Annotated in this window: 15 protein-coding genes; 7 read left to right on the top strand and 8 right to left on the bottom strand. The window is 69.6% G+C overall.

Features of this window, described 5'->3' with window-relative positions; all coding sequences use genetic code 11:
• Positions 1–14 precede the first annotated feature (14 nt).
• Both argF and AC07Y4_RS24815 read right to left on the bottom strand, forming a co-directional pair.
• Positions 15–950: an ornithine carbamoyltransferase gene (gene argF / locus AC07Y4_RS24820; RefSeq protein WP_139706507.1), complete on the bottom strand. Its 936-nt coding sequence runs from the start codon at positions 948–950 to the stop codon at positions 15–17.
• Positions 947–2,158, bottom strand: a complete 1,212-nt coding sequence (locus AC07Y4_RS24815) for an aspartate aminotransferase family protein (RefSeq protein ID WP_492684589.1) — start codon at positions 2,156–2,158, stop codon at positions 947–949. The genes argF and AC07Y4_RS24815 overlap by 4 nt, the downstream gene beginning before the upstream one ends.
• 160 nt (positions 2,159–2,318) lie before the next feature.
• On the opposite strand from AC07Y4_RS24815, the gene AC07Y4_RS24810 reads away from it, so the two are divergent.
• Positions 2,319–2,657, top strand: a complete 339-nt coding sequence (locus AC07Y4_RS24810) for a DUF3579 domain-containing protein (protein WP_062477206.1) — start codon at positions 2,319–2,321, stop codon at positions 2,655–2,657.
• Between the two features lie 165 nt (positions 2,658–2,822).
• Here AC07Y4_RS24810 and rpsT read toward each other — a convergent pair whose 3' ends face one another.
• On the bottom strand, positions 2,823–3,137 hold the full coding sequence (gene rpsT, locus AC07Y4_RS24805) for a 30S ribosomal protein S20 (RefSeq protein ID WP_056571937.1): 315 nt from the start codon (positions 3,135–3,137) through the stop codon (positions 2,823–2,825).
• Between the two features lie 118 nt (positions 3,138–3,255).
• Here rpsT and murJ point away from each other — a divergent pair, with 118 nt between their 5' ends.
• From murJ to AC07Y4_RS24780, 5 genes are all read left to right on the top strand, one after another.
• On the top strand, positions 3,256–4,809 hold the full coding sequence (murJ, locus tag AC07Y4_RS24800; RefSeq protein ID WP_495275234.1) for a murein biosynthesis integral membrane protein MurJ: 1,554 nt from the start codon (positions 3,256–3,258) through the stop codon (positions 4,807–4,809).
• Positions 4,810–4,873: 64 nt separating this feature from the next.
• Positions 4,874–5,725 carry a SirB1 family protein gene (locus tag AC07Y4_RS24795; RefSeq protein ID WP_062477211.1) on the top strand — a complete coding sequence of 284 codons (852 nt, stop codon included), beginning with the start codon at positions 4,874–4,876 and terminating at the stop codon, positions 5,723–5,725.
• A gap of 24 nt (positions 5,726–5,749) precedes the next feature.
• The gene (locus AC07Y4_RS24790) at positions 5,750–6,178 is read left to right on the top strand and encodes a bleomycin resistance protein (RefSeq protein ID WP_056571928.1); all 429 of its coding nucleotides are present in this window, start codon (positions 5,750–5,752) and stop codon (positions 6,176–6,178) included.
• A gap of 123 nt (positions 6,179–6,301) precedes the next feature.
• On the top strand, positions 6,302–6,724 hold the full coding sequence (locus AC07Y4_RS24785) for a YciI family protein (protein WP_307694766.1): 423 nt from the start codon (positions 6,302–6,304) through the stop codon (positions 6,722–6,724).
• 31 nt (positions 6,725–6,755) lie between these two features.
• A complete protein-coding gene (locus AC07Y4_RS24780; protein WP_495260982.1) occupies positions 6,756–7,175 on the top strand; it encodes a YciI family protein in 420 nt (139 codons plus the stop codon).
• A gap of 7 nt (positions 7,176–7,182) precedes the next feature.
• On the opposite strand, the gene AC07Y4_RS24775 is transcribed toward AC07Y4_RS24780, so the two are convergent.
• The gene (locus AC07Y4_RS24775; protein ID WP_495275249.1) at positions 7,183–8,076 is read right to left on the bottom strand and encodes a formylglycine-generating enzyme family protein; all 894 of its coding nucleotides are present in this window, start codon (positions 8,074–8,076) and stop codon (positions 7,183–7,185) included.
• A 143-nt stretch (positions 8,077–8,219) separates the two neighbouring features.
• Between AC07Y4_RS24775 and AC07Y4_RS24770 the strand changes: the two genes are divergently transcribed.
• Positions 8,220–9,512: an RNA polymerase sigma factor gene (locus AC07Y4_RS24770; RefSeq protein WP_495275233.1), complete on the top strand. Its 1,293-nt coding sequence runs from the start codon at positions 8,220–8,222 to the stop codon at positions 9,510–9,512.
• On the opposite strand, the gene AC07Y4_RS24765 is transcribed toward AC07Y4_RS24770, so the two are convergent.
• The 4 genes from AC07Y4_RS24765 to AC07Y4_RS24750 all read right to left on the bottom strand — a co-directional run.
• Positions 9,509–10,504, bottom strand: a complete 996-nt coding sequence (locus tag AC07Y4_RS24765) for a GlxA family transcriptional regulator (RefSeq protein WP_495275232.1) — start codon at positions 10,502–10,504, stop codon at positions 9,509–9,511. The two genes, AC07Y4_RS24770 and AC07Y4_RS24765, sit on opposite strands and share 4 nt — an antisense overlap.
• Positions 10,474–11,103 carry a DJ-1/PfpI family protein gene (locus AC07Y4_RS24760; RefSeq protein WP_495275231.1) on the bottom strand — a complete coding sequence of 210 codons (630 nt, stop codon included), beginning with the start codon at positions 11,101–11,103 and terminating at the stop codon, positions 10,474–10,476. The genes AC07Y4_RS24765 and AC07Y4_RS24760 overlap by 31 nt, the downstream gene beginning before the upstream one ends.
• Positions 11,104–11,164: 61 nt before the next feature.
• Positions 11,165–11,737, bottom strand: a complete 573-nt coding sequence (locus tag AC07Y4_RS24755; protein ID WP_495275230.1) for an isochorismatase family protein — start codon at positions 11,735–11,737, stop codon at positions 11,165–11,167.
• Positions 11,738–11,849: 112 nt separating this feature from the next.
• Positions 11,850–12,892, bottom strand: a 1,043-nt coding sequence (locus AC07Y4_RS24750; protein ID WP_495266772.1) for an AI-2E family transporter, incomplete at its 5' end; no start/stop codon positions are given.

Genomic DNA, 12,892 nt, shown 5'->3' with positions numbered 1-12,892 from the left:
TCAGTGGCTCGATGTCAGAGCCTGCCGAGCAGCAGGAACTCCATCAGCGCCTTCTGCGCGTGCAGGCGGTTCTCGGCCTCGTCCCACACGACCGACTGCGGGCCGTCGATGACCTCGGCCTGCACTTCCTCGCCGCGGTGCGCGGGCAGGCAGTGCATGAAGAGGGCGTCGGTCTGGGCGATGCGCATCATGTCCTCGTCGACGCACCAGTCGGCGAAGGCCTTGCGGCGCGCCTCGTTCTCGGCCTCGTAGCCCATGCTGGTCCACACGTCGGTGGTGACGAGGTCGGCGCCGCGGCAGGCTTCCATCGGGTCCTGGAAGACCTTGTAGCTGTCGCCCGAACGGATGCCGGCGATCGACTGGTCGACCTCGTAGCCGCTGGGCGTGCTCACGTGCACCGTGAAGCCGAGGATTTCGGCGGCTTGCAGCCAGGTGTTGGCCATGTTGTTGCCGTCGCCGACCCACGCCACCGTCTTGCCCTGGATCGAGCCGCGGTGCTCGATGTAGGTGAAGATGTCCGCCAGGATCTGGCAGGGGTGGAACTCGTTGGTCAGGCCGTTGATGACGGGCACGCGCGAGTGCGCGGCGAAGGCATCGATCTTGGTCTGCTCGTAGGTGCGGATCATCACCAGGTCGACCATGCGGCTGATGACCTTGGCGCTGTCCTCGATGGGCTCGGCGCGGCCCAGCTGGCTGTCGCCCGTGGTCAGGTGCACCACGCTGCCGCCGAGCTGGTACATGCCGGCCTCGAAGCTCACGCGGGTGCGCGTGCTGGCCTTCTCGAAGATCATGGCCAGCGTGCGGTCGACCAGCGGCTGGTGCTTTTCGTACGTCTTGAACTTCTTCTTGATGATCGCCATGCGATCGAAGAGGTAGACGTACTCGTCGGCCGTGAGGTCCGAGAACTGCAGGTAGTGGCGCAGGGCGTTCGGTGCGGCGGCGGTCGTCATTGCGCAACGGGCTCCGAGAGGAAGGTTTTGACGATCGGCGCGAGGATCGCGACGATCTCGTCGGCTTCGGCAATGCTCAGGATGAGCGGCGGCACGAGGCGGATCACCTTGTCGGCCGTCACGCTCAGCAGCAGGCCGGCGTCGCAGGCGCGGTTCAGGATCGCGCCGCAGGGCCGGTCGAGCTCGATGCCCAGCATCAGGCCCTGGCCGCGGATCTCCTTCACGCCGGGCAGGCTGCCGATCTCGCGCTCCAGCGCAGCCTTCAGGTGGGCGCCGACGGTGGCGGCATTCTCGAGCAGCTTGTGCTCTTCCATGATGCGGATGGTTTCCACACCGGCGCGCATGGCCAGCGGGTTGCCGCCGAAGGTGGTGCCGTGGTTGCCCGGGCCGAAGATGTTGGCGGCCTTGGGGCCGGCCACGACGGCGCCGATCGGCACGCCCGAGCCCAGGCCCTTGGCCAGCGGCATCACGTCGGGCTTGATGCCCGCCCACTGGTGGGCGAACCACTTGCCGGTGCGGCCCATGCCGCACTGCACTTCGTCGATCATCATGAGCCAGTCGCGCTCGTCGCACAGCGCGCGCACTTGCTTGAGGTAGTCGACGCGCATCGGGTTGATGCCGCCTTCGCCCTGGATGGTTTCGAAGAACACGGCGACCACGTTCGGGTTGCCTTCGGTGGCCTTCTTCAGCGCCTCGATGTCGTTCAGCGGCACGCGGATGAAGCCCTCGACCAGCGGGCCGAAACCGGCCTGCACCTTGGGGTTGCCGGTGGCCGACAGCGTGGCGATGCTGCGGCCGTGGAAGGCGGCTTCGTAGACGACGATCTCGGGGCGCTCGATGCCCTTGTCGTGGCCGTACTTGCGGGCCAGCTTCAGGGCGGCTTCGTTGGCTTCCAGGCCGGTACAGCAGAAGAAGGCGTTGGTCAGGCCCGACAGCTCGGTGAGCTTGGTGGCGAGTTGTTCCTGGCCGGTCACGTGGTAGTAGTTGGAGCTGTGGATCAGCTTGGTCAGCTGGTCCTGCAGGGCGGGCACCAGCTCGGGGTGGTTGTGGCCCAGCGTGTTGACGGCGATGCCGCCCAGGCCGTCGAGGTAGGCCTTGCCCGTGGTGTCCCAGACTCGGCAGCCCTGGCCGTGCGACAGCGCGATCGGCAGGCGACCGTAGGTGTTCATGACGTGGGGCGAGGTGGGTTGCTGGGCGGTGGCGCTCATTCGGTACTCCAGATAGGGAGCACGAATTCTAGGCGTGCGATTTGACGGCTTCGTTGAGGATTCCGCATCACAGCAATGCCCCCCATTCAGGATGCAAAAAGGGCCCCGGATACAATCGCTTGCTGCACCGCAGCACCTGTTCCGGTCGCCTCACTTCACGATGATTTCCCCCAACGCCAAAGAAATCTTCATCCAGGGCATCACCCACGATGGCCGCACTTTTCGCCCCAGCGACTGGGCCGAACGCCTCGCCGGCGTCATGTGCTCCTTCCGCCCCGGCGGCGCCTACCCGGGCAGCCACCTGAGCTACTCGCCCTGGTGCATTCCCACGACCATCAACGGCGTGAAATGCGTGGTGGTGAACCGCGCCCTGCGCGACGCCGAGCCCATGGCCTGGGACTTCTGCGTGAACTTCGCCAAAGACAACAACCTCCAGGTGGCCGAGGCCTGCCTGGTGCCCGACCCGGCGGATACGCCGCCCCCTCCCAAAAAGACCTGACTTCCAGGTCTTTTTTTTGGGGCTGCGTGGGTTGCTCGCGCCTGGATGCTTTTCGAGCGCCCATGAAAAAACCGCCCGAAGGCGGTTTTTCACTTTTGCTTGCTGCAGCGCACCCCGATCAAACGGCGGACCGGAGGATTCCGGTCCGGGCTTGCCTGACAGGTGTCAGGCGGCGGCCTTTTCAGGCGCGAGGGCGAGGGCCTTGACCTTGGCCGACAGGCGGCTCTTGTCGCGGGCGGCCTTGTTCTTGTGGAAGATGCCCTTGTCGGCGACGGTGTCGACGATGCTCTGGGCCTTCGCGAACAGTTCGCTTGCCTTGGTCTTGTCGCCAGCCAGAACAGCCTTTTCGACGTTCTTGACAGCGGTACGGTATTTGGAGCGCAGCGAGGTGTTCGCAGCGTTGAGCTTGACGTCCTGGCGGACGCGCTTGCGGCCCGACGCGAGGCGCGGGTTCTTCTTCTTGGGCTTGGCGGATGCCATATTTAGTGTTCCTTAGGTGTCTGAGGATGATGCAGCAAAGCCCTCCATTATAGGCCGGGTTCCGGTTTTTGCCGAATTGCCCGCTTTTGCCACCTTTCGCAGCCCTACACTCGCCCCCGTGTCCCTGTTCAAATCCGCCTCCACCGTCTCCCTGCTGACCCTCGCTTCGCGGATCACGGGCCTCGTGCGCGACGTGCTCTTTGCCTCGGTGTTCGGCGTCAGCGCGCTCACCGACGCCTTCAACGTCGCCTTTCGCATCCCCAACCTGTTTCGCCGCGTGTTCGGCGAGGGCGCCTTCAGCCAGGCCTTCGTGCCGGTGCTGGCCGCGCGCAAGACCGAGGCGGGGCAGGAGGGCGCCCGGGAGCTGGTCGACCACGTCGCCACGCTGCTGACCTGGGCCCTGGTGGTGCTGTGCGTGGCCGGCGTGGCCGGCGCGCCGCTGCTGGTCTGGGCCATGGCCAGCGGCCTGCAGGGCTTCGACGCCGCCGTGGTCATGACGCGCTGGATGTTCCCCTACATCGGCTTCATGTCGCTGGTGGCGCTGGCGGGCGGCATCCTCAACACCTGGCGCAAGTTCGCCGTGCCGGCGGCGTCGCCGGTGCTGCTCAACATTGCGCTGATCCTGTCGATCTCCATCGGCGCGCCGCTGTTTCGCCGCTATGGCATCGAGCCGATCTACGCCCAGTGCGTGGGCGTGATGGTCGGCGGCGTGCTGCAGCTGGCCCTGCAGATCCCGGCGCTGCGCGCGCTGGGGCTCATGCCGCGCATCGGCGCCAGTTTCAAGGCGCTGCGCGCCGCGTGGACCGATCCGACCACCCGCAAGGTCATGAAGCTCATGCTGCCGGCGCTGCTGGGCGTGAGCGTGGCGCAGATCTCGCTGCTCATCAACACGCAGATCGCCTCGCACCTGGCCACCGGCAGCGTGACCTGGGTCACCAACGCCGACCGGCTGATGGAATTCCCCACCGCCATGCTCGGCGTGGCGCTGGGCGTGGTGCTGATGCCGCAGCTCGCGGGCGCCCGCGCCGCCAAGGACGACGCGCGCTACTCCTCGCTGCTTGACTGGGGCCTGCGCCTCGTGGTGCTGCTGGCGGCGCCGTGCGCCGTGGCGCTGCTGCTGTTCGCCAAACCGCTCGTGGCGGTGCTGTTCCACAACGGCGCCTACACCGGCGAGGACGTGGGCCGCACCACCGTGGCGCTCATGGGCTACGGCGTGGGGCTGGTCGGCCTCGTGGCCGTCAAGGTGCTCGCGCCCGGCTACTACGCCAAGCACGACACGCGCACCCCCATGCTGATCGCCGTGACGGTGCTGGTGTTCACGCAGGTGCTCAACTTCTTCCTGGTGCCGCTGCTGCAGCACGCGGCGCTGACGCTGACCATCGGCATCGGGGCGCTGGTCAACGCGCTGTGGCTGCTGATCGGCCTGATCCGCCGCGGCAGCTACACCCCCGAGCCCGGCTGGGGCAAGTTCGCGCTGCAGGTGCTGTTGGGCACCGTGGTGCTGGCGGCCCTGCTGGCCTGGGGCGCGCATTATTTCGACTGGGTCGGCCTGCGCGCGCAGCGCCTGCACCGCATCGGCCTGCTGGCTGCGCTCATCGCCGGCGCCGCGCTGCTCTATTTCGCCGTGCTCACCGCCGCGGGCGTGCGCCTGCGCAGTTTCATGCGCCGCTGAAGCGCCGTTGGCGAGCCGGAAAACACTGCCTTGACGCTCCCTGCGGGCTCCTCTACAAAGCCATATGACGTTCAGCTACCAGGTTCCCACGGCACTGGAATATTTCGAGTCGCTGGTCGGCAGCGATGACCACTTTCCGCTGCTCGAAGCGGCCGCCAGCATCGCGCAGGACGAATACCCCGAACTCGACGTGCAGCAGGTGCTGGGCGACGTCGACCAGCTGCTCGCGCGCCTCAAGCGCCGCCTGCCGGCCGACGCCGCGCCGCTGGCCCGGCTGCGCGCGCTGAACCAGTTCTTCTTCAGCGACCTGAATTTCGGCGGCAACGTCAACGACTACTACGACCCCGACAACAGCTACCTGAACGCCGTGCTGCGCACCCGCCGCGGCATTCCGATCTCGCTGGCCGTGCTGTGGATGGAACTGGCCCAGGGCCTGGGCCTGCAGACGCGCGGCATCAGCTTCCCGGGGCATTTCATGGTCAAGGTCACGCTGCCCAAGGGGCAGGTCGTGATCGATCCGTTCACCGGCAAGTCGCTCTCGCGCGAAGAGCTGGGCGAGCGGCTCGAACCCTACAAGCGCGGCAACGGGCTGGTCGGCGAGTTCGACGTGCCGCTGGGCCTGTACCTGCAGCCCGCGAGCCCGCGCGAGATCATCGCGCGCATGCTGCGCAACCTGAAGGAAGTGCACCACGCGCAGGAAGACTGGCCGCGCTACATCGCGGTGCAGAACCGCCTCATTGCCCTCTTGCCCACCGCCTGGGGCGAGCACCGCGACCGCGGCGTGGCGCATGCCGAGCAGGGCCATGCGGCGCTGGCCGTGCGCGACCTCGAAACCTACCTCGCCAACGCCGAAGACGCGCTCGACATCGACGCGATCGCCGAGCGCGTGGCGCTGCTGCGGCGCCTGGCCAACTGACCAGCCACGACAGCCATAACGCCCATGACCGACACCCGCACCGGCGTGAGCGCGGCGCCCGACCTGGGCACGCTGCACGAATTCCACGGCGTGCAGCCGGTGCTGCCGGTGTCCGACGTCTCGCGCGCCGCGCGCTGGTTTTCCGAGGTGCTGGGTTTCGAGATCGACTTCATCGCCGGCGAGCCGCCCAGCTACGCCCGCGTGATGAAGGGCGACCGCAGCTATGGCGACCCGGTGTACCTGCGCCTGTGGCAATGCGGCAGCCGCGAGGCCCGGCCCTGGCGCGGCGAAATCGTGATCCACGTCGGCAAGGACATCGACGGCCTGCATGCCGCCTATGTGAAGCGCGGCGTGACCATCATCGAGCCGCCCACGTCCCAGCCCTGGGGCCTGCGCGAATTCGCGATCCGCGAACCCGACGGCCACGTGCTGCGGTTCTGCGGCTATCTCTGAAACACAAAATTACAAGCAGATCGATGCGGCCGTGTCGATCCGTGGCCCGCTCGCGCGACGTGTGAACAGGAGCACGCAGATTCCGGCGTCTCCCGATCCCCACCCACTTTCAGGAGAAACGACATGCGATTCATGGTTCTGGTCAAGGCGAGCCCCGATTCCGAAGCCGGCGTGATGCCGAGCACCGAGCTCCTCACCGAGATGGGCCGGTTCAACGAAGAACTGGTCAAGGCCGGCGTGCTGCTGGCGGGCGAGGGGCTGCACCCGTCGTCCAAGGGCGCGCGCGTGCGCTGCGAAGGCAAGAAGCGCACCGTCATCGACGGCCCCTTCACCGAGACGAAGGAACTGCTGGCGGGCTTCTGGCTGCTGCAGGTCAAGTCGAAGGAAGAAGCCATCGAGTGGATCAAGCGCAGCCCGTTCCAGGAAGGCGAGATCGAGATCCGCCAGGTCTTCGAGGCCACCGATTTCGGCGAGGCCATGACGCCCGAGCTGCTGGCCCAGGAAGACCGCCTGCGCGCCGAGTCGGCTGCCAAGGCCGGCCGCTGAACTTCATCCATTCCTCGAAGGAGAAACGATCATGCGATTCATGCTGCTGATGATTCCCCACGGCTACGAAAACGCCGCGCCCGGCACGGTGCCCGACGACGTCGAACGCGTGGGGTCGATGATGGCCTTCAACGAGTCCTTGCAGAAGGCCGGCGTGCTGATCGGTTGCGAGGGCCTGCACCCGCCGTCGATGGGCGCGCGCGTGAGCTTTCCGGGCGGCAAGCCGAAGGTGGTCGACGGCCCCTTCGCCGAGGCCAAGGAAGTGCTGGGCGGCTACTGGCTGATCGATGTCGCCTCGCGCGCCGAGGCCATCGAATGGGCGAGCCGCTGCCCGGGCAGCGAGAACGAGGTCATCGAGATCCGACAGGTGCAGGAACTCGAAGATTTCTCGCCCGAGGTGCAGGACGTGGCGAGCGAGTTCACGTCGATGCAGCAGACCCTGAAGAAGTAAGCGGGCCCTAGTCTTCTCGCACCAGCCGGATGCCCACCAGCGTGTAGCGTGTGTCCGGCGCATTCCAGTTGCGGTACGACGAGCGGGCATAGAAAGCCCAGGTGTGCCAGGAGCCCCCGCGGCGCACCCGCACGGTGCCCGTGGCGGGGCCCTGGGGGTCGTCGACCGGTGAGCGCGCGTAGTATTCGTCGCCATGCCAGTCGGCCACCCACTCCCACGCATTGCCGTGCATGTCGTAGAGGCCCCAGGCGTTCGGCGCGAAGCTGCCGACCGGGGCGGTGAAGGCAAAACCGTCGTCGCCCGCGAGCGCCATCGCGCGCCAGCGCGGCCAATGGGCGGCGCTGCGCGTGTCGAACACGTTGGCCCCGCGCAGCAGCGTGGCCGGATCGTCACCCGTGCTGTAGCGCGTGCGCGTGCCTGCGCGGCAGGCGTACTCCCACTCGGCCTCGGTCGGCAGGCGGTAGCGCCGGCCCTCCGTCTGGCTCAGCCAGGCGGCCAGCGCCTGCGCGTCGTTCCAGCTCACGTTGACGACCGGGTGGTCGTCGCCCTGCGCGAAGCCCGGGTTGCGCCACGAGTAGCGCGGGTCACGGCCTTCGAAGGCGTCGCCGCGCCGCGTGGTGGCGGGGTCGTAGTCGGCGCGCCAGCCGTAGCCGCCGGTGCCGTCGGCCACCGATTCGGGCACGTGGCCCGAGGCCTCGAGGAAGCGCCGGAACTGGCCCATCGTCACCTCATGCCGGCCCATCCAGAACGCCCGCGTGATGCGCACCTTGTGCACCGGCCCTTCGTCGGCCAACTGGGTGAAGCGTTCCTTGGGCAGCTGGGGGTAGTCGCGCGCCAGCGCCTCGGGCGCCTCGTCGCTGCCCATGAGGAACTCGCCGGCCGGCAATCGCACGAAGGCCATGCCCAGGCTGTTGCGTTCCACGGCGAGGTCGTCCGCCCGGACGCCCCCGCAGGCGAGGCCGAACGCGAAACCCAGGCTCCACAAGACGAGGCGTGGTGTCATGGCCGCATGCTATCCGGCTCGCCGGGCCGCAGCGAGGCCGCATGAGCCGCGGACAGGACACCGCCGCCATCCATCGCGCCATCGAGGCGGTCTGGCGCATCGAGTCCGCGAAGATCATCGCCGCGCTCGCGCGCAAGGTGCGCGACGTGGGCCTGGCCGAAGAGCTGGCGCAGGACGCGCTGGTGGCCGCGCTCGAGCAGTGGCCCGTCGACGGCGTGCCCGACAACCCCGCCGCCTGGCTCACGCAGGTGGCCAAGCACCGCGCCCTCGACCGCCTGCGCCACGTGCAGCTGGCCGAGCGCAAGGCGCCCGAGATCGGCCGCGAGCTCGATGCGCTGCACGCCATGGCCCAGGCCGATTTCGCGCAGGCGGTGGATGCGGCGCTCGACGACGACATCGGCGACGACCTGCTGCGCCTGGTGTTCACCGCCTGCCACCCGGTGCTCTCGACCGAGGCGCGCGTGGCGCTCACCTTGCGGCTGATGGGCGGCCTGACGACCGACGAGATCGCGCGCGCCTTTCTCGTGCCCGAGGCCACCGTGGCGCAGCGCATCGTGCGTGCCAAGCGCACGCTGGCCGAGGCGCGCGTGCCCTTCGAGGTGCCGCGCCGCCACGAGCTCGAAGCCCGGCTGGCCTCGGTGCTCGAGGTGCTCTACCTGATCTTCAACGAGGGCTACTCGGCCACCGCCGGCGACGACTGGATGCGCCCCGCGCTGTGCGACGAAGCGCTGCGCCTGGGCCGCATCGTGGCCGAGCTGGTGCCCGGCGAAGCCGAGGTGCACGGGCTGGTCGCGCTGATGGAAATCCAGGCCTCGCGCACCGCCGCGCGCGTGGGCGCCTCGGGCGAACCGGTGCTGCTGCTCGACCAGAACCGCGCGCGCTGGGACCCGATGCTGATCCGCCGCGGCCTGGCGGCGCTGGCGCGCGCCGAAGCGCTGGGCGGCGCGCTCGGCCCCTACGCGCTGCAGGCCGCCATCGCCGCCTGCCACGCCCGCGCGCGCACCGCGGGCGAGACCGACTGGGCCCGCATCGCGGCGCTGTACGACGCGTTGGCCGCGCTGTCGCCGTCGCCCATCGTCGAGCTGAACCGCGCGGTCGCGCTGTCGATGGCCTTCGGGCCGGCGGCCGGGCTGGAGGTTGTCGATGCGCTGCAGGACGAGCCCGCGCTGAAGGGCTACCACCTGCTGCCGACCGTGCGCGGCGACCTGCTCTTCAAGCTGGGCCGTCGCGACGAGGCGCGGCGGGAGTTCCAGCGCGCGGCCGCGCTCACGCGCAACACGCGCGAGCAGGCGCTGCTGCGGGCGCGCGCCGAGGCCTGCGGCGACAAGCCTTAGCGGACGGGCGCCGATGTGCCCGCGGAGGGCGAGCCCGGCAACCCGAACTGGTGCCACGCGCGGCGCAGTTGCGTGTCCGAGCCGAAGCCCGACAGCTCCGCCGCCCGCGTCACGCTGGCACCCGAGGCCAGCGCCAGTTGCGCGGCCGCCAGCCGCAGCCGGCGCAGATAGGCCAGCGGCGCCACGCCCGCGTGCTCGACGAACAGGCGCGTCAGGTGCCGCGCCGAGGTGTGGGCGACCTCGGCCATGCGCGGCACGCTCCAGTCGGCCTGCGGTTGTTCGCTGACCGCGTCCTGCACCCGGTGCAGCGCCGCGTGCAGGTGGTTGCGGTAGGCGAGAAAGGGCGACAGCTCCGGGTCGTGCGGGCCGCGCCGCAGCGCCACCACCATCGCCTGCGCCACCTGGGCCGCCAGCGCCTCGCCGCAGGTGTCGGCGATGCGGTGCAGCATCAGGTCGATGCCCGTCGTGACGCCCGCGCTGCTGTAGACCGGCGGGTCGATCACGAACACGCGGTTGCTCACCACCTCGCAGCGCGGCTCCACGGCGCGCAGCTCGTCCAGGTGATGGTGGTGCGTGGTGACGCGCCGCCCCGTGAGCGCGCCCGCATGCGCCGCGAGCAGCGCGCCCGCGCAGACCGTGACCAGCTCGACGCCGCCGCGCGTGAAGCGCTGGCCGCGCAGCCAGTGCAGCAGGTCCTGCGCCTCGGGGGTGTCGGTCGCGATGGTGTCGCCCGGCAGGCCGACCAGCACCACCCAGCCCGGGCCGTCCCACTGCGTCGGCAATGGCGACAGCCCCGACAGCGCGACGCCGACCGAGCCCCTCATGCTGGGCCGCGGCCCCGCGAATTCGATGATGAAGCGCTCGGGCTGGCCCGCCGCGCGCAGCCGCTGGTTGGCGATGCGCAGCGCCTCGGCCGGCCCGGCCCAGTCAAGCACCAGGCTGTCGGGCAGGAGCACGAAGACTACGCGGACAGGGGCTCGTTGCGGGTCCATGCGTAGTCCATCTGGCGCGCGGTGCGCTCGGCCAGGTCGCGTCCGGCCAGGCGTTCGACCAGGTGCAGGCTCATGTCGATGCCCGCGCTGATGCCGGCCGAGCTGACGATGCGGCCGGTGTCGACCCAGCGCACGCCGTCGCGCACGTCGAGCTGTGGGAATTGGGCGCGCAGGTCGGCGAGGTCTTCCCTGTGCGTGGTGACCGCCTCGCGCGTCACGACGCCGCTTTGCGCCAGCAGGAAGACGCCGGTGCAAACCGAGGCGACGAGCTGTGCGCCGGCCGCGCAGCGGGCGATCCAGCGCAGGGTGTCGGGGCTCGCCATCGGCGCATCGACCAGGCCGCCGGGGACGACCAGCACGTCGGCGGTGGCGGCGGCATCGGCCAGCGTGTGGTCGGCGAGCAGCCGCAGGCCGGCGCGCGCCTGCACCGGTTCCCCGGTGCGGGTGTGGGCGACCGAGGCGACCTCGAACGGCGCGGGCGCACCCGGCTGCAGGCGCTGGTGGACGCGGGCGGCGGTGGTGAAGACCTCGAAGGGGCCGGCGAAATCGAGCGCCTCGACGCCGTCGTAGGCCAGGATGCGCACGCGCAGCGGGGTCATTGAAATACCTCCGTGCTTCGCACTTCGGTGCGAGCTTGCTTGGGGCGGCCCGGCGCGGCGCTCATGCGGTCGCGCCTTCCGTGGCACGCGCCAACGCCTGCGCCACGCTGCAGACCGTGGCGAAGCGCCCGTCCAGCACGGTCGCCGTGCGCGCCTTGATGTCGGCGGCCGACAGCAGCCGGCCGTCGGGCTGCACCATGTCGAAGGTGAGGGTGGCGTCGGTCACGTAGTCGACCTCCCAGCCCAGGTCCGAGGCGTGGCGCGTGGTGGTTTCGCAGCACTGCTCGGTGCGGATGCCGCTCACGATCAGGCGGCGGATGCCGTGCTGCGTGAGCCACACATCGAGCCCGCTGTTGACCAGCGCGCTGTGGCGGTGCTTCGTGAAGGTGGCGGCCGCCTCGAAGGGCGCGAGGCCGTCGATCGGGCGCACATGGCCCGATTCGACCGCGAAGGGGTTGGACGCAACCTGCGGCGGATCGACGTGGAAAACACGCACGACCGGCAGTCCGGCCGCCACGGCGCCGGCGATCAGCGCGTTCTGGGCCTCGAGGTAAGGCGCGAGCAGGGCGGCGTTCCAGTAGGGGCGGTGGCGGAACGATTCCTGGGCATCGATCACAATCAGACAGGTGGTCATGGCGGTGGCGGGCAAGGCAAAGTGGATGATGCCGCCTATTCTTGGACGCCGCCAGCGCTTCGTCCGCGCCGAAGCGGACCGGAATCGATCAGATCAGGACATTGCCCGGTCGCTAGACCAGGCCGCCTGCGTGCAGTTCCTTTTTCAGGTACGCGTAGTACAGCGGCGCCGCCACCAGCCCGGCGGGGCCGAACACCGCTTCGGCCACGAACATCACCGACAGCAGCTCCCACACGCGCATCTGCGTGCGCGCGCCGACCACCTTGGCGTTGATCACGTACTCGGCCTTGTGGATCAGGATCAGGAAGCCCAGGCAGGCCGCGGCCGTGACTGGCGACACCGACAGCGCCACCAGCGTGATCACCGAGTTGCAGACCAGGTTGCCCACGATCGGCACCAGCCCGGCCACGAAGGTCAGTGTGATCAGCGCGGGCGTGTAGGGCAGCTCGAGGCCCCACAGCGGCATCAGGAACAGCAGGAAGATCGCGGTCAGCAGCGTGTTGAAGGCGGCGATCCAGAACTGCGCCGCGACGATCTGGCCGAAGGCCTCGCCGAAGGTGGTGATGCGCAGGAACATCTGCTGCGCCAGCGGCCGGCGCTGGGCAGGCGCCGGCGCCACGGCGGCCAGCGCGCCGATGATCAGGCCCACGTAGGCGAACAGCAGCCCGCCCAGCCAGGCGCGCCCGGCCATGGCGAGCGAGCCGGCCTGCGTGCGCAGGTAGTTGGCGACGATGCGCTGCACCTCGGCCGCGCCCTCGGGCAGGTAGACGGCGATGTCGGGTGGCAGCTTGGAGCGCAGCTCGAGCACCGTGCGGGCCGTGTAGTCGAGCAGTTCGCGGTACTGGTCGGGCGCATCGAGCACGTACTCGCGCGCCTGCGAGAACCCCAGCGTGACCAGGCCGATCGGGCCCAGCAGCACCAGCGTGACCGCCACCACCCGGGCCAGGCTGCCGGCGGCGGAACGCAGGGGCTTCAGGCGCGACAGCCAGCCGCCCAGCAGCCGGGCGAACCAGCGTGCGACCAGGAAGCCGATGCACACGCACAGCAGCCCCGGCAGCAGGTGCTGCCACATCACGAGCATCAGCCCCGCGAGCATCAGCAGGTAACTGGCCAGTACCACGTGGCGGGAGGCGGCGGCCGGGGGCGGGGCGGCGA

Source organism: Variovorax sp. GW460-12-1-14-LB1 (assembly GCF_059423605.1).
This window is presented reverse-complemented; position numbering and strand designations above follow the sequence as displayed.